We start from the raw sequence: 20,326 nt of genomic DNA, 5'->3' as shown, positions 1-20,326 counted from the left end.
GCCTCCGTCAGCGCGTTTCGCGGACGTAGTCCGCGCTGCCGGGTGTCGAGACCTTCACGTCCCGGCGCACGATGCTCAGCCGGTCGCCGAAGGCCGAACGGGCCTTGCGCAGACCGCTGTCGGTGTACTCGACGACCACCACCCGGTCGTGGAAGGCCTTCGCGTACGCGCCGCACTCGTCGTACTCGCCGCACTCCTCCGCCACCGCGAAGTCGAGCCCGGTCCGTGATCTGACTCCCGCCAGTTCGGCGGTGTTCTTCTGCCCGATCGCCAGATGCCGGGCGTGCGCGTGCCGCGAGAGCAGGGTGATGAACGCGGTGGCGTCCTTTGCGCTCAGCAGTTTCCGTGAGCGGGTGTAACTGTCGTAGTTGTCGGGCTCGACGGCGTCGAATCCCTTGTCGGCGCAGTCGTCGATCCACTTCTCGACCCGCGCGGCCACCCGTCGGCGCTTGTCCGGCGTCCGGATGTCCAGCAGCGCCTCGTTCCAGTCCTGGTCGACGACGACCTTGCCGTCCGCGTCCCGCAGCAGCAGGTCGGCGGGCCACTGTCCGCGTTCCTCGGGCTGGGCCTGGAAGGCGTTGACGTAGCAGATGTTGTACAGGCCCCGGGCGGGGGAGGACGAGCGGTCGCGGCTGACGACGCGGACGTCGGCGGCCGGGGGGTAGGCGCCGCCGATCTGGTAGTCGAACCCCGCGTGGAGCGGGGGGAGTTCGACGGAGGTCGCTGTCCGGCCGGGTCGGGGCGCCGGTTCGTCCGAGGCGCTCGTGTCCGTGCCCGCGTCGCAGCCCGCGAGCGTCAGAAGACCGGCGAGGGCCGTGACCGGAACTCCGGCGCGGAGAACACGTTTGACGGGGGGCATGTCCGCTCCACCAATCGCGAGTGCGTCCCCGCCTCGGACGCTTCGAGCGATCCTGGCGACTTTGGCCGGACTTGAACCTGGTCCGTTACCGGCTGGGCGCACCTCTGCGTGCCGGGTCGCACCACGGCACTCAGAGGATCAAATCGCGCATGCCCGACTTCGTCAAGTGACCGCCTCGGCCGAGGGCGCCGCCGGTAGGCTGCTCCGGCGTTCAGTGCGGACCGGCCGCCGTCCAGCCCGTCCCGCACGGGCCCGCGCCCTCGTTCTCGGGCAGGACCACGGCCTCACCGTCCATCGTCAGCGTGCGGTAGAAGCCGCCGATGCGCCGGGTGGAGCGGCCGACGTAGTGACCGATGAAGGACCGGCGGAAACGGTCACGGCTGCGGTTGGGGCCGGAGCCGTGGACCAGGCTGCCGTTGAAGAACAGGACGTCCCCCGGTTCCATGTCGACGGGCACGGCGGTCAGACCGGCGGGCGGCGGTACGTACTCGCGGGCGAAGGACAGCGCCGGGTCCGCCTCGTGCGGGCAGAACAGGTCCATCCGGTGCGTGCCCGGCACGACCTCCAGGCCGCCGTTCTCACGGTCGATGACATCGCAGGCGGTCCACGCGGCCACACAGGTGCCGGGCTCGACGCGCAGATAGAAGTTGTCCTGGTGCAACGCCTGGCCGCGGGCTCCGGGCGGCTTGAAGTAGAACATGCTCTGGGCGGCCAGCACCTCTTCCCCCAGCAGGATCTCGAGGACGTCCCGCACCCGCGGGTCGAGCAGCAGACGCAGCGACAGGGCGTTGACGCGGTGCGGGTGCATGAAGCGGGGGAAGACGTGCAGCGGGTCGGCAGGGGCGCCGGTTCCGACGCCGCCGGACTCCGTGCCGCCGGTCCTCGGGGCCCGGGGTTCGAAGTGCCCGGGGACCGGGCCGGCCTCGTGCAGCGCCGTGAACTCCGCGCACAGCGTGTCGATCTCGTCGGGTGCGAACAGCCCGCGCCGCACCACGAAGCCGTCCTGCTCGAACCGGCCGAGCCCGCTCCTGTCCGTGACTGCCATACGACCGTCCCCTCTCGGCGCACCCTCGTGTCCCACACCGGGCGGTTACCCCGTCCGGGGGCTCTTCCACCACCGCGCGGGAGCGGTTCGTCCCGAGGCGGCACGCGACACGGCCGGGCGTCCGCCGGCGGGTGTCCTCAGGGACGAGGGCGGTGCGGGTGATCGGGATGGTGTGGATGGTCCGGGTGGTGCGGCGGATGCGGGGGCGGAGGCGGCAGCGTCGTGACGTCCGGTGCCGGTTCGGGCCACACGAGCAGCACCGGGCAGGGAGCGTGGTCGACGACGAAGCGTCCGGCCGGTCCCAGGCTGTGCGGGCCGAGCCGGCTGCGGTCGCCGTCGCGGGCCAGGACGAGCAGACCGGCGTCCTCGGCCGCCGCCACGACCTCCCGCTCCACCCGGCCGGTGCGCTCCAGGAGTGTCGCCGGGCCCCCGAGCCGCCGGGCCGCCGCGTCGAGGAGCTCGGCCCCGGAGACCGTGCCGAGGGTCTCCAGGAGGTCGCCGGGATCGGGCTCGGCGCGTCCGCGTCCGAGAAGCCCCGCGAAGGCGCCGTGCGCGAGACCGGGCACGGCGGGGTCGGCGACGTGCAGCAGCACCACGTCCGTGGCCCCGGGGGCGTGCGTGCGCACGGCGTCCACGCACGCGGGCCATGTTCCCTCGACCAGCCAGACGACCACCCGCATGCCCATCAGCCTCCGATGACGTGGAGCGAGCCCCACAGCGCCAGTACGGCGGGCACCAGCGCCGCGGGTACGGCGATCACGCCCAGCCGGGTGAACTCCTTGAGGTCGACGCCGTGTTCGTGCTGATGCACGATACGTCGCCACAGCAGCGTCGCGAGGGAACCCGCGTACGTCAGATTGGGCCCGATGTTGACGCCGAGCAGGACGGCCAGCACCGCGCCCGCGCCCGAGTCGGCGGCCAGCGGCAGCAGGACGAGGACCGCGGGCAGGTTGTTGATCAGGTTGGCCAGGACGGCGGCGATCGCGGCGACGCCGAGCAGCGCCGCCAGTGATCCGCCCTCCGGGAGGAGGTCGTCGAGGGCGTCGTCCAGACCGTTGTCGACGACCGCGCGGACGACGATGCCGAGCGCGAGGACGAAGGCGAGGAAGGACGGCGCGGCGGCGCGCACCACGGTGAGCGGGGTGGTGCGGCGGCGGAGGAGGGCCCGCCCGGCCAGGACGAGCGCCCCCGCGGCGGCGGACCAGGCCGGGTCGACGCCGACGGCCGAGGCCAGGACGAAACCGGCCAGGGTGCAGCCGACGGTGATCAGGGCGAACAGCGGCAGGTCCGGTGGCTCCTCGGCCCGTCGGGGGAGCGCGCCCGCCGCGAGGTCACGGGCGAAGAAGCGCCGGAAGACCACGTACTCGGCGCCGATCGCGACCAGCCAGGGCAGCGCCATCAGCGCGGCGAACCGGGTGAAGCTCAGACCGCTGGCGGTGAACGCGAGGAGGTTGGTGAGGTTGGAGACCGGAAGGAGCAGCGAGGCGGTGTTCGACAGGTGGGTGCACGCGTACACGTGCGGTTTCGGGCGGGCCCCCATCCGCGCCGCCGTCGCGAACACGACGGGGGTGAGCAGCACGATGGTGGCGTCCAGGCTGAGCACCGCCGTGATCGCCGAGGCGAGCGCGAACACCGCGGTCAGCAGCCGGCCCGGCTGCCCCGCGGCCCAGCGGGCCATCCAGGCGCCGCACGCCTGGAAGAGCCCTTCGTCGTCGCAGAACTTGGCCAGGACGAGGACCGCCGCGAGGAAGCCGATCACCGGACCCAGATGGGCGGCCTCGGCGCGGACGTGGTCCCAGGAGATCGCCCCGGTGGCCAGGACCAGCCCCGCGGCGGGCGCGGCCACGACCGCCTCCGGCCAGTTGAAGGGCCGTACGACCGCGCAGACGAGGACGGCCGCGAGCAGGACGACGGACAGCACCTCGGCGAGCGGGCTGCCGAGAGCGGCGGCCAGCGGTGCGGCGACAGGCGTGGCGGTACCGCCGGTGTGCGACGCGATGACGTGGGTGCCCCGACCGGCGGAGAGGGCCTCGGCGAGACGGGTGCCGGCCGCGCCGGGGACGGCTTGGACGAGCGGGCTGTACAGGATGGTGTCCTCCGGGCGGTGATGGCGGCACCCTCATCACATCAGACACCGCGCCCCCGGCCCGTGAGCGCCCTCCCTCGTGCCGCCGTGCCGCTGCGCTCCGTCCCGGTGGGCCCCTCACTCCTCGCCGAGGAGGGACAGCTCCGCCCAGATGGTCTTGCCCTCCGGGGTGTGCCGGCTGCCCCAGCGCTGGGTGAGCTGGGCGACCAGGAGCAGTCCGCGTCCGCCCTCGTCGAAGGTCTTCGCCCGGCGCAGATGCGGTGCGGTGTGGCTGCTGTCCGAGACCTCGCAGATCAGGGTCTCGGCGTCGTGGATGAGCCGCAGCCGAATGGGCGGTTCGCCGTAGCGGATGGCGTTGGTGACCAGTTCGCTGACCACCAGCTCGGCCGTGAAGGTGGCCACGGTCAGGCCCCAGATCTCCAGCTGATCGGCGACCTGCTTGCGGATCGGCGCGACGAGGGCGGGGTCGGCGGGGATGTCCCAGGTCGCCACGGCGGACGAGGCGAGGCCCTGGGTACGGGCGAGCAGCAGCGCCACGTCGTCCGGCGCGCCGCCCGCGGGAAGCAGCGCCTGGAGGATCGCGTGGGCCGCCTCCTCCAGATGCCGCGACGACTCCTCCAGGGCCCGGCAGAACAGCCGGAGGCCGGCGTCGACGTCCCGGTCGCGGCTCTCCAGCAGACCGTCGGTGTACAGCGCGAGCACCGTGCCCTCGGGCAGTTCGAGCTCGACCGACTCGAAGGGCAGCCCGCCCAGGCCGAGCGCCGGACCGGGCGGCACGTCGATCTGCCGGGGCGGTCCGTCCGGTGGCAGGACGAGGGGCGGCGGATGGCCCGCGCTGGCGAGCGTGCAGCGCCGGGAGACCGGGTCGTACACCGCGTAGACGCAGGTGGCGCCCACCTCTCCGGTGGTCTCCTCGGCCCCGGCCTCGGCGGACAGCCGTACGACGAGGTCGTCGAGGTGGGTGAGCAGCTCGTCCGGGGCCAGATCGATGTCGGCGAGGGTGCGGACGGCGGTGCGCAGCCGGCCCATGGTCGCCGAGGCCTGGATGCCGTTGCCGATGACATCGCCGACGACCATGGCGACCCGCATCCCGGACAGCGGGATCACGTCGAACCAGTCGCCGCCGACCCCGGCACGCGCCGCGGGCAGATAGCGCGACGCCATCTCCAGGGCAGCTGTCCGGGGTAGGGACTGGGGCAGGAGGCTGCGCTGGAGGGCCAGCGCGGTCTGCCGCTCGCGGGAGAAGCGGCGGGCGTTGTCGATGCAGACGGCGGCCCTGGCCGTGACCTCCTCGGCGAGCAGCACGTCGTCGGCGGTGAAGGGGTCACGCCGCCGGAACCGGCTGAGGACGACGACCCCGAGGGTCCGGCCCCGGGCCCGGACGGGCACCGACATGGTGGCGTGGACGCCGTACTCCCGGACGTGTCTGCCGCGCGGTCCGTCCGAGCTCAGCCATTCCTCCAGCGTGCCGCTCGCGTTCGGCGCGACGAGGGGCCGGCCCGCGATCAGCGAGTCGGCCTGCGGCGAGGACGCGGGATAGACGTCGGCGTCGCCGGGTTCGAGGACGGCCTCCGGGCTGCCCTCGTTCACCGACCGGTGGGCGGCGCGGCGGAGCGTGACCGGGGCGGCCGGCGGTTCGATGTCGTACTCGCCTCCGTTCTCCGGGGGGTCCAGCAGATCGACGCTGACGAAGTCGGCGAGGGCGGGTACGCAGACGTCGGCCAGCTCCTGGGCCGTCCGGCCGACGTCCAGGGTGGTGCCGATGCGCATGCTCGCCTCGTTGACCAGTTGGAGCCGCTCGCGGGCCCGGTACTGCTCGGTGAAGTCGTGCGCGGCCACGGACACGCCGATCACGCGTCCATGGGTGTCGGTGAGCGGGGCGATCCGCGCGAGCCAGTGCTGCGCCCGGTCCTCGCCGTCGGCGCGCGCGTACGTCGCCACGGCGCGCGGCCGTCCGGAGGCCAGGACCTCGGCCATCTCGCGCTCCAGCTGCTCGCCGGCCCGCCGGGAGCCGATCTCGGAGACCCGCAGGCCCCGGATGCGGTCCTCCGGCAGGCCGACGACCTCGCACATCGCGTCGTTGAGGCCGTACAGCCGCAGCCGTTCGTCGTAGACGGCTATGGCGCAGGGAGCCTGCGCGAGGACGGCGCGGACGAGCGGGTCCTCCAGGGTGCGGGGCTCCCGGCCCTCCAGCGGGGTGAGCACCAGCCAGTCCTCGCCCCGCTCCAGGCGGTGGGCGAGCAGCCACACGGGCAGGATCCGGCCGTCGCGGTGGCGCAGGGCCAGTACTCCGTACCGGCGGTCGACGCCGGTCTCCGGGAGCGGGCCCGTGCTCCCGGGGGCCAGGAGATCCGCCGCCGGGCGGCCCTCGACCTCCTCGGGGGAATAGCCGAGGAGCCGGCGGGCGCCCTCGCTCCAGTGGATCAGGGTGCCGTTCCCGTCGATGACCGCCCGTGCGGTGGCGGCCTCGTCGAGAGGGTGGACCGGGCTCATCGTCGCCACTTTCCCTTGTGCGCACACTCACAGTGAACAAGCGCGTCGTCCGGGTTCCAGACTAGTGGCTGGGCGACTCGAGCACCCTCGAACGGGGAGGGTCCGGACAGCCATTCGTAGCGGACGGCCCGTGTGCCGCGCCCTCGCGGCCGGTGCGGCTCGCGGGACGGAAGTGGCGCCGGGCCGGCGACGGCCGGATCCGTGAGCCCGTATCCCTTCGTCAGAATCCGCTTGTTCGTGGGTGTTTGCCATGATGCGGCGCGAATGCGAGGCCCCTGAAACGGCCCCGGGGCCGCCGACCGAGGGCGGGAGGAGCGGGGTCGGCGGCCGGTTTCGCGTGGGAGCGCCCGCCGTCCCGCGCGGGGCCTTCGAGAAGGGCCGGTCCCAGTGGACCGCGGAGTCGTGTGCGCGGGGAGCGCGCGTGAGGAGCCGGTGTGTGCGCACGGTTCACACGGGGCGCATGAAATGCCGAAAGCCGGACGGCCCTCCAAGTCGCCGACCGCTTTTGACATGTTTTCAATAAGGCTGATCTGGCTCGTTCGCCTTGTTGGTGACGAGTGTGTTGTGCGAGGGTGAGCCTCCCGCGCTTGGTCAAGGGCCGGGTCTGAATCGCTGTTCGCCATTCCCGGCTGTCGATGAGCTCGAGAAGCTCCCTGAGCGACGGTCGCCGCACGGCCTTCGTCCCCGGCCGTTCTCCCGGCGCTCCGTCAAAAGGTCCACACCAATCGGGACTCCTTTTCGACGGGCGAGCACGACCTGTGTGCCCCTTGCACCTCGGAAGGAACCCGCTCCCGTGCGCACCCCCCACCCGCCGCTGCCCGACCGTCCGCCCGGCGGATATTTCGGCGAGTCCGACGAGGACCTCGCCGCCGCGCTGAGAGGCGGGGAGGAGGCCGACGGCACCCGTCCCGTCGCCCTGCTGACAGCCCGGCACTGGCGGCCGGCGTACGACTACGCGGTGATCTGCCTCGCCACGTCCTCGCAGGTCGCCTCCATGGTCACCGAGGCGTCCTTCCGCCACGTCCTCGACGGCCTCGGGGAGGGTGAGCAGGCTCTCGCGCTGCGGCCCCGGCTCCTCGTCACGGTGCGGGACACGGTCCGGACCTGGGCCGCGGACGACCGGATGTCGGAGGCCCTGCCGGCTTTGAGGAAACCCGCGGGCGGCCGCGGAATGCGCGCGGCGAAGTCCATGACGGCGGAGAACCGCAAGCTCGCCGAACACGCTTTCCTCGGTCTTCCGGGCGTCGCCCGCTGCCTGTTGTGGCACACCGAGGTGGAGGCCGAGTCGCTGTCCGTGCCGGCCGGTCTTCTGGGCATGGACGAGCCCGTCGCGGTCGCGGCCTGGGAGCAGGCCCGCGAGCAATTCCGCCAAGCCTGTCTGCGGGCACATCTGGAATTCGCCCCGACCAGGGAATGCGGTTTCCACAACCGGCTCCTCGACGCGCCGATCCGGCGCGGCGGAGCCCTGCTGCCGGATGTCCAGGAGCATCTGTCGGAGTGCTCCTACTGTCGGTACGCGGCGGCGCAACTCAGCCATTTCGAGGGCGGGTTGGGGCTTCTGATCGCCGAGTCCGTGCTCGGCTGGGGCGCCCGCCGCTACTACGACTCCCGCCGGGCACGCGGACGGCAGGGACTGCGCCCGCGCACCGTCTCCCGGTTCCGGGGCAGGCGGCAGCGCGGCGGTGGGAGCGCCGGGAAGGACGGGCGTCTCCCGGACGACGGACGCCCGGCGGGCGCCGAGCGGACCGGGACGGACGCGGGCTCCGGGGACGACGTGCGTCGCGCGGAGAGCGGCGAGATCCCCGTGGGCCGTGGTCGCGCGGAGAGCGGCGAGACCCCGGCGGTCCGAGGGCGAGCCGGCGCGGGCGGACGCCGTGGAGGGAAGGGTCGCGCCGAAGGCGGTGCGAGCCCGGCGGGCGGCGGGCGCCGTCGTCCGCAGCACTTGTTCGTGTCGACGGGGCGACGGGCCGCCAGGCAGGCCGAGGGGTCGCAGCAGGCCCTGGTCACCGGGGCCGGTCTGTCGGCCGCGCTGCTGGCGACCGTTCTCGCGGTCAGCTTGTGGCCGAACGAGGAGGGCGGCACCGACTCCGCCGCCGCCATCGGGGCGAGCAGCAGCCGGACGCTGTCGCCGGCCCAGGGTTCTCAGGTCCCGCCCGTGATGTCCACGCCGTCCACCGCGGTCGAAGTGGCGTCCAAGGGTGAGCGGACCCGGCTGCGCAACGTGGACGCCGACCTGTGCCTCGGCCTGCGGGACGCCAGGGCCGTGGAAGGCGCCGAGGCCACGCTGGACGTGTGCTCGTCCGCCTGGACCCAGCAATGGGTGTACGAGCGGGACGGACTGCTGCGCAGCGTCGCGAGCACCGGGCTCTGCCTCGACGCACGTGCCGACGACGGTGTCCTGCTCCTCGGCCGCTGTGCCGACGAGGACGAGGAGCGGCGCGAGGACATGCGCTACGACCTCACCGACGAGGGCGAGTTGCTGTCCCGCGGGCGCGACGGACTGGCCGTCGCACCCGCGTCCACGGACCCCGGTGCCGACATCGTGGTCAAGGTCCGCGACCACTCCGACATCCAGCGCTGGCGGACCGAACGGCCCTGAACGCGGCCGGGTGGCGGCTGCCGTGAAAACCCCGTGCCCGGCGGCGGTCGTGCGGCTACGGTGGGCGTGTCCAGGTGCGCAGGTACCGGTTACTTCGACTGCAAATCGGGAGACGCGGGTTCGAATCCCGCCGCCGGCTTCGGCCGGTGTAGCTCAGCGGCCTAGAGCACTGTGTACCGGTACCGAACCTGATCTCTGGACATCGGACACGGGCCGCCCGCCACGGGGGAGTTGCGGGCGGCCCGCAGGTCGTCCCGGGGCACGGCCGCCGCACGGGGAGACCGCGCCTGGCGACGACAGGCAGGAGCCGGCGGTGGAGACGGTCGAGCAACTCATCTCCCGGACGGATGCCGCTTACCGGAGATGGTTGGCGTCGGTCACCGACGACGTCGTCGCCGGTGGAGTGGTCATGTACTGCCTGGAATCCCTGCTGGAGCGCAACACGACCTACGGCATCGGCGGGTGGCTCACGGGCTACCTCATGATCGGCCGAGAAGGCGATCGGGGATTCTTCCTCAGGTGCGACGACGGCGGCCCGGTGTTCTGGGCCGACCTGGGCGGTCTCGGCGAAGCCGACCTCGATGTCGCCGCCCCGGTGTTCGAGGTGTGGCTGCGTTCCGGTTTCGCCCTGCCCCCCGACCCGGAGCCGGAACTGCCGCCAACCGCCGACGTCTATGCAGGCAGGATTCCGGTCGACGGAGTCCAACTGCTGGTACGGGCAAGGAAGCTGCTGGGTGCGGATTGGCGGTTCGGGGATCTCAGGGGCCTGCTCGCCACCCAACCGTTCCTGGCGGCGAGGTCGGCTCGTTTGTACGCGCTGCGCCGCGACCTGGAACACGCCCCCGAGTTGCGGCCGTACCTGTTCTACGCCACCGACCACGGCCTGGAAGCGGTATGGCCGACCGACAGCCCGGAAAGCCGGTGACTCGGCACAGGTTCAGGTGTCGAACCAAGGCCCGGCCGGGCCGCCGCCCACCTCGCGGAGCGGGGCGTCAAGGTGACGGGCGTCGACCTGTCCCCGCTCATGGCGCAGCGCGCGGCCGAGAAGTGGGCGCCGTCCGGCGTCCGGGCTACGAGACGACGTCCCGGGGCGGCTTGCCCGTCACGAAGTCCGCGGCGTTCTGGACCGCGGCCAGCGCGATCCGTACGAGGGTCTCGCGGGTGACACCGGCGACGTGCGGGGAGAGCACGACGTTCGGCGCCTTGAGCAACCGCAGGGCCGGGGTGGGCGGTTCGGGGTCGAAGACGTCGAGACCAGCTCCGGCGAGGGCGCCCGCGTGCAGCGCGTCCGCGAGGGCGTCCTGGTCGATCAGGGCGCCACGCGAGGTGTTGACGACGAACGCGGTCGGCTTGAGCAGCGCGAGCCGTTCGGCGTTCAGGAGATGGCGGGTCGCGTCGGTGAGCGGCGCGTGCAGGCTGACGTAGTCCGACACGCGCAGCAGTTCCTCCAGTTCGACGTGGCGGGCGCCGAGCCGGGCCTCCGTCTCGGCGGACGCGCGCGAGGGCCCGGCGTACACGACGCTCATGTCGAACGCGACCGCGCGCCGCGCGACCTCCTCGCCGATGTGGCCGAGTCCCACGATCCCGAGCGTCTTGCCGGACAGCTCCGTGATCGACTGCTGGAGCCGGGGCAGCGCCCAGTCCGCCTCGGTCAACGCGGTGTGGGCGGGCACCAGTTGCTTGGCCAGGGCGAGCATGAGGGCGAAGGTCTGCTCGGCCACGTTCTGCTTCTCGGCGCCGCTGGAACCGATGTTGCACACGGGTATGCCCCGCTCGCGCGCCGCGTCCAGATCGACGTAGTCGAAGCCGTGGCTCGCGCACTGGATCAGCTCCAGGTCCGGTGCGGCGGCGATGTGTCCGGCGGTCACGGGGCCGAGGCCGGTGACGACGACGTGCGCCTCGCGCAGCGCGGCGGGGTCCTCGTCCGTGGTCTCCACGACGGTGACACGGGCCTGCCCCGGGAAGAGGGTGGCGAGCGCCGCTCCCGCCGTACGGCCGCCCACGTGCGCGGAGACGACGGCGAGCACGTTCTTGGTGACGGTCATGCGGTCTCCTCGATGAGGTCCTCGGGGCCGAGGGAGGTGGGACGGGCGTGTCCGGACAGGGCGAGGGTGAGATCGAACTCGGCGAGCAGACAGCGGACGACGTGCTCGACGCCCGGCTGTCCGTCGAGGCCGAGACCGTAGGCGTACGGACGTCCGACGAGCACCGCCCGCGCCCCGAGGGCGAGCGCCTTGAAGATGTCGTCGCCGGTGCGGATGCCGCTGTCGAAGAGCACGGTGAGCCGGTCGCCCACCGCCGCCGCCACGCGGGGCAGCGCGTCGGCGGCCGCGACGGACCCCGCCACCTGCCGGCCCCCGTGGTTGGAGACCACCACGCCGTCCATCCCCGCCTCGGCGGCCTGCCGGGCGTCGTCCGGGTGCAGGATGCCCTTGAGGACGATCGGCCCGTCCCAGTTCTCCCGCAGGAAGGCCAGGTCCGGCCAGGTCTTGCCGGGGTCCGCGAACATGCTCACGAAGTGCATGACGGCCGCGTTCGGGTCCTCGTGCACCGGCTTGGCCAGACCCGCCCGGAACGCCGGGTCGGAGAAGTAGTTGGCGGTGCCCACGCCGTGCAGGAACGGCAGGTACGCCTGGTCGAGGTCGCGCGGGCGCCACGCGAGGAGCGGGGTGTCGAGCGTGACGAACAGCGCGGTGAACCCGGCCGCCTTCGCCCGGTCCAGGAAGCTGCGGGTGACCTCGCGGTCCTTCGCCCAGTAGAGCTGGAACCAGCGCTCGCCGTCGCCCATGGCCTCGGCGACCTGCTCCATCGGCGTGCTGGAGGCGGAGGACAGGATGTAGGGCACGCCCTGCGCGGCGGCGGCCCGCGCCGCGGCGCACTCGGCGTCCGGATGCATGATCGACAGCACGCCGATCGGCGCGAGCGCGAGCGGCGCGGGCAACGGGCGCCCCAGCACCTCGACGGACAGGTCGCGTTCGTGGACGTCCCGCAGCATGCGCGGCACGATCCGGCGCCGGCCGAGCGCCTCACGATTGGCGCGCGCCGTGCTGCCGTCGCCCGCGCTTCCCGCCACGTAGCCGACCGGACCGGGGCCGAGCCGCTGCTCGGTCAGCTCCTCCAGCCGCGTCAGATCGGTGGGCAGCCGCGGCACGGCGCCCGTCATTCCGTTCAGATAGATCTCGTACTGGAAGTCGGCCCAGTGCTTCGCCATCCGTACGTCCCGCCTCTCGTCCCTGAGACCGCGCTGTACGACGATGATCCTGGCGACTGTGACAAGTCCCGTCCACCGTGGTGCGCACAACGTGCGGCTGGAATCATCACCCTGTGACAAACAAGCCGTCCGAGGACCGGGAACGCGTCCGGCAGGAAATGGTCGCCGACCCGCGTGTCGTGGAGGCGATCGTCGCGGCGGTCCACGAACAGGTCCCGGTGTACGCGGCGCTCGACGACAGCCGGCTGCCCGAGGTACGGGCCATCGCGGCCTGGGGCCTGGAACGGCTGCTCCACCTGTGGGCCACCGACGGCACGCTGGGACCGGCCGATCTCCGGCGTTTCCGGGGCATCGCCTCGGCCCGCGCGGCGGACGGGCGCCCGGTGCAGGCGGTGCTGCGCGCCTACCGGGTCGCGGGCACCGTCCTCACGGACGAGGTCGCCGCCCGCGCGCCCCGGCTCGCCGCCGCCGACGCCTTCGCGCTCGCCCGCATGCTGCTCGCCACCCTGGACACGCTCTCCGAGGAGATGGCCACCGCCTACGCCGCCACCAGCGAGGACCTGGCCGGCGACCGGAGCCGGGCGCTGCGGCTGCTGTTCGACGACCTCATCGCCGGACGGCACGCCTCGGTGGGCGCGCTCTCCGACCGCTCCGCCAGACTGGGCATCCAGCTCCCGGATCCGTACTGCCTGCTGGCGGCGGAGCCGGTCGCCGGGGACCGGCCGGATCTCGCCCACGAGACGGCGACGGCCCTGCTGGACGCGCTGGCCCCTCCCGGGGGCGAGGTGACGTCCCTGGCGACGGTACGGGGCTCACGTGCCGTCCTGCTGCTGCCGCTCGCGGCGTCCGAGCGGGCCGGGGAGGTGATGGGCGAACGGTCCTGGCGCGGGTGCGTCATCACCGGCGAGAGCCCGGACCGGATCGCCCTGGCGCACCGGCTCGCCGCCGACGCGCTCGACACCGCCCCGGCCCACGCCCACCGGTCCGGGCAGGTGCTCACCGACGCCGACGCGCAGGTGCTCGCCCTGCTCGCCGGACGCCCGGCCGCCGCGCCCGACCACATCGCGCGCCTGGTGCTCGGGCCGCTCGCCGAGGCCGCCCGGCGGCATCTGCTGGACGCCCTCACGGCGTACATCGACTCGGGCTCGGCGAACGCCGCAGCGCGGGCCCTGCACCTTCATCCGCAGTCCCTGCGCTACCGCCTGCGCCGCGTGCACGAGCTGACCGGCCGCGACCCCCGCGACCCCTGGCAGCGGCTCACCCTGGACATCGCCCGGACGATCCGCGACTGAGGCTCAGCGGCGGAGCCGGACGATCTGCGACCGAGGCTCCGGGGTCGCCCGGACGGCCCACGCCGTCATCGCGGGGCCAACCCCCGGAGCGGTGTCGCCGAGGTGCCGCCGGCCCGGTCACTCCTCGTCGCCGGGATCGTCCTCCGCCCCGACGTCCGGGCCCTGTGAGCGGACCCGGTGCACCTGCTCCAGCGAGTCGCGCAGTTCGCCCAGCCAGTCGTCGGTGTGGCGCTGCACGAGGCGGACGCACCAGGCCAGGGCGTCGCTGCGGCTGCGGGCGACCCCGGCCGCGACGAGCGTGTCGAGGACCTCGCGTTCGGGCTGGCGCAGCCGGGTCATGACGGGCGCGGCGACATGGGTGAACAGGGCGCGCTCGGTGCCGCACTCCACACCCCAGGAGACCTTCTTGCGGAAGCGGTGCTCCGCGTCGCGGGCCACCTCCATGCGTTCCTCGCGGGTGCGCTCGCGGAATTCCTGGACGCGGGCCCGGAGCGCCGCCTCCTTCTCGGCGTCCGAGGCGCCTTCGGCGAGCCGCGGCTCGGGGATGCGGCCGACGACGGTGATCTCCTCACGGTCGGCCGTCACCTCCGTGAGGCTCTCGAAGAGATCGTCGGGCAGGCGGCCGGCGAACCAGCCGCGCAGCTTCTCACGTTGCTCCGATGTAATCATGTAATCACGATTACTCTCTCGCGATCGATGCGCAAGGGGAGCCGGAGAAGTCCGCCGACAGCGGAAGTCGAGGCGGCATGACGGTTCAAGTGGAATGTTTCAGGCCTATTGCTGAGCCGTGTCTTTCCGGCCAGGCGGCTGTCGGCGGTTGTCGTCGGGCGCTCAGTTCCGGGCTTCATCCGTTCGAATTCTGTAACTTCGCGCCACTGATTCAATACTCAAAGTTACTGAAACGTGTGGGGTCGATGTGTGTTTCCTGTGCGGACTCGGCAGACTCGCGCTCGCCGAACCGGCACCGACCGAGCCGGTATCGCATTCGATCGAGCGGAAGGATGCACACAATGCCGAACACCGCGCGTTGGGCAGCGACTCTCACCCTGACGGCCACCGCCGTCTGCGGCCCCCTCGTCGGGTCCGCCCACGCGGCCCCGTCCGGGCTCTACGCCCCCTCCGCCCTGGTGCTCACCACGGGCCACGGCCAGACCGCCTCCGTCGCGACGCCGGAGCGCGCGGTCACTCTCAACTGCGCCCCGACGGCTTCCGGGACCCATCCCGCCGCGGCCGACGCCTGCGCCGAACTACGGGGGGTCAAGGGTGATCTCGACGCGTTGACGCCGAGGAACGATGTCTTCTGTACCAGGCAGTACGACCCCGTGGTCGTCACGGTGGCCGGCGTCTGGCAGGGCAAGCGCGTCTCGTACGAGCACACCTTCGCCAACGAGTGCGTGAAGACCTCCTACGGGATGACGGTCTTCGCGTTCTGAGAGACCGGGATCGCGTGGCCGTCGTGGACATGGACCGGGATCCGTAGCTGGGGAGTGCGGGCACCGTCACGAGGCGCCATGTGATTTCGCACCGAGGGCCGGTCAGACGGAGTGGGGCCGTCGACCGGCCTTCGGCATGTCCGCGTGCGCCACCGCGTCACCGCGGTACGGCGTCACTCCCTGGAGGGTGCGAGGGCGCCGCGGTGGACGCCGGCCGTTCCCGCGCCCGTGCCGTACCCCCGTACCAGGCCGGGGCGGTCCGTGCGCCCAACGGCCCATGCCCGTCACCGTTGCGGGTCACCCGGGATGCCGGAACGGCCGGGGCGGCGTAGCGGTGGAGCATGGGTGCACTCCTCGAATGGGACCAGCGGCTGTTCACACGGGTGGCCACCGCGCGGGTGCCCGGGGCCGATCCGGCGCTGCGGCGGCTCAGCCACGCCGCCAACCACGGCCGCCTGTGGCTCGGCACGGCCGCCGGGATCGCCCTCGTCGGCGGACCGGCCGGGCGCCGGGCGGCGCTGCGGGGCCTCGGCTCGCTGGCACTGGCCTCGTTCACCGTCAACACGCTGGTGAAGTGGAGCGCCCGCCGCCCCCGCCCGCTGCTGGAGGGCGTCCCCGCGATCCGGCGCCTGACCCGTCAGCCGCACACCACGTCCTTCCCGTCGGGACACTCCGCCTCCGCCGCGGCCTTCGCCACCGCCGTCGCCCTGGAGTCCACGCGCTACGGCCTCCTGGTCGCGCCCGTGGCCGCCGCCGTCGCCTTCTCGCGTGTCTACGTAGGGGTCCACTACCCGGGAGACGTCCTCGCCGGCGTGGCCATCGGCGCGGGCGCGGCCGCCCTCACCTGCCGCTGGTGGCCGCCGCGCCCGGTCGTACCGGAGCGGGAACGGCCCGCCGCGCGGGCGCTCGCCCTGCCGCTGGGCAAGGGACTGGTGGTCGTCGTCGACGACCCGGCCCGTGCCGGAGCGCCCGGGGCACCGCCGGGCCACGCCCGGCGGTTGCGCGCCCTGCTGCCCGAGGCCGAGGTGATCGGGCGAGGCCCCGGCGACGACCTCGCGGAGCTGCTCGCCGCGGCGGCCGACCGGGCGGTGGAGACCGGCGGCGCGCTCGGTGTCTGCGGGGGCGATGCGGTGGCGGGCGTCGCCGCCCGCGCGGCGGCCGAACGGGGGCTGGCACTGGCCGTGTTCCCCGGTGGCACCGCCGACCGCTTCGCGCTGGACGTGGGTGTCCGGGACCTGGAGGACACCGCCGACGCGGTGGTCCGGGGCGAGGGGGTGTCGGTGGACATCGGCGTCGCCCGTTCGGGGGCGGGAGAGGACACCTGGTTCCTCAACGAGTTCAGCATCGGCCCGTACCCCGAACTCGCGCGGCTGCGCGAGCGGTTGGAACGCCGTCGGCCCGCCGCGCCGACGACGGCGCTCGCCCTGGCCCGGGTGCTCGGCACCGCACGCCCGGTCGAACTGAACGTCAACGGCCGGCCCCGTCGCCTGTGGCTGCTCCTCGCGGGCAACGGCCGCTTCGTGCCGGAGGGACTCGTCCCCGCCTTCCGGCCGCGTCTGGACGACGATCTGCTCGATGTGCGCCTGGTCGACGCGGGGCGCCGTCTGGCCCGCACCCGTACCGTCGCCGCCGCGGTCCTCGGGACCCTGGAGCACTCACGGGTCTACGAAGCCGAGCGGGTTCCCTGGCTGGAGCTGGACGGTATCGCCGGCGCGGACATCCTGGCGTTCGACGGTGAACCGCTTTCCGGCGCCACCGGGTTGAGGCTGGAGAAGGAGTACCGGGCCCTGGTCGTGTACCGGCCCGTCCGGGGGAGGGGCGAGCCGGTCCAGGAGGCACGCGGGGCCGCCGCGACGGCCCGCCGCCGGCGACGGGTGAGGGGCCGCCGCCTCCCCGCCGACGGAGGCCCCGCGGACCCCCCTTCCATTCCTTGACGGCTATATAACCGTCGAGGCATAGGGGAATCATGTCCGACGACGCCCTCTGGGCCGCCCTCGCCGACCCCCGGCGGCGGGCCATCGTCGCGCTCCTCCTGGAGCGCCCCCGGACCGTGGGTGAGATCGTCGAGGCGTGCGGGCTCAGCCAGCCGGGCACCTCGAAGCATCTGCGCGTGCTGCGTGACGCCGGGCTCGTCCGGGTACGACAGGACGCCCAGCGCCGGGTCTACGCCCCCGCCCCGATCGCCGCACTCGACGCCTGGCTCGCCGGGTACCGCAGGCTGTGGAACGAGAGCCTGGACGCCCTCGGCCGCCTGGACGACGTGACGGGCGGGCCGTCGGACCAGCGAGAAGAGCCGTTCCCGCCCGGCCGAAGGCGACCGGACGGCGCGGCACCCCCACAGGACGCTTCCTCCGGGCGGTGCGCGGCGAGGCGTCCGACCCGCGCGCCGGCGGGATCCCGGCCTGGAAGGAGATCTACGAGGACTACGTCGAGGCGGGTGTCCCCTCCGGCGCCCCGGTGCCGGGGACGGACTGACCGCTCAGGCCAGCTGCCGCCGCACCAGCTCGTGCAGCCGCCCGCCCGTGTCCGCCAGCAGCTGCGCCGGCGAGCCCTGCTGGGCGACCCGGCCGTTCTCCATCACGATGACCCGGTCCGCGTCCAGCACCGTCGACAGCCGGTGCGCGATCACCACCCGGGTCGCGTTGAGCGCCTTGGTGCTCTCGATCACCGTGCGCTGCGTCGCGTTGTCCAGCGCGCTGGTCGCCTCGTCGAAGTAGAGGATGCGCGGGCGCCGTATCAACGCCTGGGCGATCATGAGGCGTTGGCGCTGACCGCCCGAGATCGAGCCGCTGCCCGCCACGAGCGTGTGCAGCCCCATCGGCATCCGCGCGATGTCCTCGGCCAGACCCGCCATCTCCGCCGCCTCCATCGCCTCCTCCTGCGTGTACGGCTCGGTGCCGCAGATGCAGTCCAGGATCGACCCGGTGAAGGGCTGCGCGTGCTGGAGCACGACACCGCACTGACGTCGTACGGCGGACTGGTCGAGGGCCCCCAGATCCTGGCCGTCGTAGAGCACACTGCCCGACACCGGCCGGTCGAAGCCGATCAGCAGCCGCAGCAGGGTGGACTTGCCGCAGCCGCTCGGGCCGACGATCGCCACGAACTCGCCCGGCCGGACGGAGAACGACACGTCGTCCAGGACGAGCGGACCGTCGTCGGCGTACCGGAACGACAGCCGCCGCGCCTCGACCGAGCCGGACAGCACACCGGGACGCGTACTCGCCCCGCGCACCTCGGGCGTCGCGTCGAGCACCGGCCTGATCTCCTCGAACATCGGCAGCGCGGCCGCCGCGGAGACCAGGGCGCCGGTGATCTGGGTGACCGACGTCAGCAGCATCGTCACCGACGTGTTGAAGGTGAGGAAGGCCGCGGCCGACAGCGAGCCCCGCGCCGGGCCCGCCAGGAGCATGAACATCAGCAGTGAGCACAACGGCAGGTACACCGCGCCCATCACCGTCGTCAGGTTCTTGACGCGGCCGACCCGCCGCTGGAGTTCACGGCTGCGCGCGAACTCGCCCGCCCAGGCCGCGTACGCGTAGTTCTCGGCCCCCGCGACCCGCAGCTTGGGCAGCCCGCGCAGGGTCTGGAACGCCTGGTTGTTGAGCTTGTTGCCCAGGACCACCAGCCGGCGCTGCCCGCGCACCTGCCACAGACCGAGACCGAGGAACACGGCCGCGACGACCACGAGCATGCCGATCGCGGCCAGCGCCATCGGCACGCTGTACCAGAGCAGCAGACCCAGGTTCATCGCGCCGACCGTGCCCGCCTGCGCGAGCGTGGGGCCCACCCCCGCGAGCAGCCGCCGGATCGCGCTCACGCCCATCGCGGCACTCGCGAGCTCACCGGTCGAACGGGCGGCGAAGAACGAGGTGGGCAGCCTCAGCAGCCGGTCCCACACGGCCGGCTGGAGACTCGCCTCGATCCGGCCCTCCATCCGCAGCAGGGTGAGGTTCTGCAGCAGCGTGAACGCCGCCGACACGACGCCGGCGACCATCAGCGCGATACAGACCTGCGCGATCAGGCCGTGCTCGGCCCTCGGGACGTACTCGCCGAGCACCCGGCCGGTCGCGATCGGCACCAGCGCGCCGATCGCCACGGTCACCAGGGCGCTGACCGCGAGGCTGCGCAGATCCCCGCCCGTGCCCGCCAGACAGAACCGCAGCAGCCGCAGCGGGCCGAGCCCGTGCTCGGGCAGCGGGCGGTAGAACATCACGGCCCGCGGCTCGAACTCCGAGGCGTTGGCCTTCTCGACCGGCGTCTCCCGCCCGGACGACGGCTGTACGGCGACATAGCCGCCGCGCCGCCACAGCAGCGCCACCGGCGCACCGGACACCGCCCGGCTGCCGACCAGCGGGCCGATGTCGTCACGCCACCAGCGCCCGTCCAGGCGCACGGAACGGGTACGGAGCCGTGAGGCGAGCGCGATCCGTTCGACCGGATCGAGCCGCTCGCTCTCCGCGCCGCCGCCCGTCCGCTCGGCGAGGGTGATCCCGGCCGCGCGGGCGACCAGCTCGCAGGCCGCGTAGGTGGCGTCGGTCTCGGCCGCGGTCGGGCGTTTCGCCGACGTTCTGCCGATCGAGGCGAGCAGTGCCCGGTCGGCCCGGTCGCGGACGGCCTCACCGGCCTTGACGCCCGCCGCCGCCCGGTCCTCGTGACCGGCCTCCAGCTCCTCGATCCAGCGGTCGAGGGTGGACAGCAGCCGGTACTGCTGGTCGACCATGCCCTGCCAGACACCGGAGTCCATCAGCAGATCGGCCGCCGCCTCGGCCCCGTACAGCGAGCCGTACCGCACACTCCCCGGCGGGACCCGCATCCAGAACACGTCGTCGTCGGTGGGAGCGGCGGTGTACTCTGCGGCCGTCGGCGCCTGGAAGAGGACGGAGAGACCGCGTCCCACGCCGAGCGCGAGGGCGTGCTCCAGCGGGCTCGAAGCCGGCGGCACGAACTGCGGGTTGCCGTACGCGTCGTACGACCAGGTCGACGTGTCGGCCGGCCGGTGCAGCTCGCGCAACCCGATCCGGCGCAGCTCGCAGCCGCGCAACGGCCGCCCCACCAGGGTGTGCTGAGGCCCCGTCACCGGGCCGAGCAGCAGGGAGCCCGCTTCGAGCCGGCCGAGGTGATGCCAGTGACCCTGCTGCGCCGCGTCGACCGCGAACAGGTCCATGGCCCCCGCGACCACCAGCCACAGGACCTGCGGACCCTCCAGATCGAGACGGCTCACTCCCGCGCAGCCGACATGGGTGCCCATGCCGCCGAGCGCGCCGAGCACGATGTCCTGCTCGTGGACGCCTTCGTGGACCGTGCTCAT

The 20,326-nt window shown here is 73.2% G+C and carries 14 protein-coding genes and 1 pseudogene; 6 read left to right on the top strand and 9 right to left on the bottom strand.

The genetic code is table 11. From position 1 onward, the window contains the following. Positions 1-7: 7 nt before the first annotated feature. From ACFYW9_RS04510 to ACFYW9_RS04490, 5 genes are all read right to left on the bottom strand, one after another. Positions 8-859: an endo alpha-1,4 polygalactosaminidase gene (locus ACFYW9_RS04510; protein ID WP_389144614.1), complete on the bottom strand. Its 852-nt coding sequence runs from the start codon at positions 857-859 to the stop codon at positions 8-10. Positions 860-1,070: 211 nt separating this feature from the next. After that, the gene (locus ACFYW9_RS04505) at positions 1,071-1,904 is read right to left on the bottom strand and encodes a phytanoyl-CoA dioxygenase family protein (protein ID WP_389144611.1); all 834 of its coding nucleotides are present in this window, start codon (positions 1,902-1,904) and stop codon (positions 1,071-1,073) included. A 137-nt stretch (positions 1,905-2,041) separates the two neighbouring features. Further along, positions 2,042-2,584: a universal stress protein gene (locus ACFYW9_RS04500; protein WP_389144608.1), complete on the bottom strand. Its 543-nt coding sequence runs from the start codon at positions 2,582-2,584 to the stop codon at positions 2,042-2,044. Between the two features lie 5 nt (positions 2,585-2,589). Continuing rightward, positions 2,590-3,825 carry an arsenic transporter gene (locus tag ACFYW9_RS04495; protein ID WP_389144605.1) on the bottom strand — a complete coding sequence of 412 codons (1,236 nt, stop codon included), beginning with the start codon at positions 3,823-3,825 and terminating at the stop codon, positions 2,590-2,592. 282 nt (positions 3,826-4,107) lie between these two features. Continuing rightward, complete coding sequence (locus ACFYW9_RS04490; RefSeq protein ID WP_389144602.1) at positions 4,108-6,483, bottom strand: SpoIIE family protein phosphatase; 2,376 nt, start codon at positions 6,481-6,483, stop codon at positions 4,108-4,110. A gap of 793 nt (positions 6,484-7,276) precedes the next feature. Here ACFYW9_RS04490 and ACFYW9_RS04485 point away from each other — a divergent pair. Both ACFYW9_RS04485 and ACFYW9_RS04480 read left to right on the top strand, forming a co-directional pair. Beyond that, positions 7,277-9,082: an RICIN domain-containing protein gene (locus ACFYW9_RS04485; RefSeq protein ID WP_389144599.1), complete on the top strand. Its 1,806-nt coding sequence runs from the start codon at positions 7,277-7,279 to the stop codon at positions 9,080-9,082. 313 nt (positions 9,083-9,395) lie between these two features. After that, complete coding sequence (locus tag ACFYW9_RS04480; protein ID WP_389144596.1) at positions 9,396-10,007, top strand: hypothetical protein; 612 nt, start codon at positions 9,396-9,398, stop codon at positions 10,005-10,007. Positions 10,008-10,152: 145 nt separating this feature from the next. On the opposite strand, the gene ACFYW9_RS04475 is transcribed toward ACFYW9_RS04480, so the two are convergent. After that, positions 10,153-11,127 carry an NAD(P)-dependent oxidoreductase gene (locus ACFYW9_RS04475; RefSeq protein WP_351860957.1) on the bottom strand — a complete coding sequence of 325 codons (975 nt, stop codon included), beginning with the start codon at positions 11,125-11,127 and terminating at the stop codon, positions 10,153-10,155. Then, positions 11,124-12,293 (bottom strand): lactate 2-monooxygenase, encoded by a 1,170-nt coding sequence (locus tag ACFYW9_RS04470; RefSeq protein WP_389144592.1) that lies wholly within the window; start codon positions 12,291-12,293, stop codon positions 11,124-11,126. The genes ACFYW9_RS04475 and ACFYW9_RS04470 overlap by 4 nt, the downstream gene beginning before the upstream one ends. 113 nt (positions 12,294-12,406) lie before the next feature. Here ACFYW9_RS04470 and ACFYW9_RS04465 point away from each other — a divergent pair, with 113 nt between their 5' ends. Further along, complete coding sequence (locus ACFYW9_RS04465; protein ID WP_389144589.1) at positions 12,407-13,585, top strand: PucR family transcriptional regulator; 1,179 nt, start codon at positions 12,407-12,409, stop codon at positions 13,583-13,585. A gap of 117 nt (positions 13,586-13,702) precedes the next feature. Here the strand turns inward: ACFYW9_RS04465 and ACFYW9_RS04460 are convergent, their stop codons facing one another. After that, positions 13,703-14,254: a hypothetical protein gene (locus ACFYW9_RS04460; RefSeq protein WP_389144586.1), complete on the bottom strand. Its 552-nt coding sequence runs from the start codon at positions 14,252-14,254 to the stop codon at positions 13,703-13,705. A 341-nt stretch (positions 14,255-14,595) separates the two neighbouring features. Here ACFYW9_RS04460 and ACFYW9_RS04455 point away from each other — a divergent pair, with 341 nt between their 5' ends. From ACFYW9_RS04455 to ACFYW9_RS04445, 3 genes and pseudogenes are all read left to right on the top strand, one after another. Further along, the gene (locus tag ACFYW9_RS04455) at positions 14,596-15,018 is read left to right on the top strand and encodes a subtilase-type protease inhibitor (protein ID WP_326783946.1); all 423 of its coding nucleotides are present in this window, start codon (positions 14,596-14,598) and stop codon (positions 15,016-15,018) included. Between the two features lie 341 nt (positions 15,019-15,359). Further along, positions 15,360-16,952, top strand: coding sequence for a phosphatase PAP2 family protein (locus tag ACFYW9_RS04450; RefSeq protein WP_389144582.1), 1,593 nt, complete (start codon positions 15,360-15,362; stop codon positions 16,950-16,952). A 32-nt stretch (positions 16,953-16,984) separates the two neighbouring features. Further along, positions 16,985-17,311: pseudogene (locus ACFYW9_RS04445) on the top strand (ArsR/SmtB family transcription factor); the annotation flags it as partial. A gap of 186 nt (positions 17,312-17,497) precedes the next feature. On the opposite strand, the gene ACFYW9_RS04440 reads toward ACFYW9_RS04445, so the two are convergent. Next, the gene (locus ACFYW9_RS04440; RefSeq protein WP_389144579.1) at positions 17,498-20,326 is read right to left on the bottom strand and encodes an NHLP bacteriocin export ABC transporter permease/ATPase subunit; all 2,829 of its coding nucleotides are present in this window, start codon (positions 20,324-20,326) and stop codon (positions 17,498-17,500) included.

Origin of the sequence: Streptomyces sp. NPDC002698 (assembly GCF_042888945.1) — a bacterium.
Classification (GTDB): Bacteria; Actinomycetota; Actinomycetes; order Streptomycetales; family Streptomycetaceae; genus Streptomyces.
The sequence above is the reverse complement of the archived record's forward strand: the minus strand, read 5'-3'. Positions and strand labels throughout refer to the sequence as shown.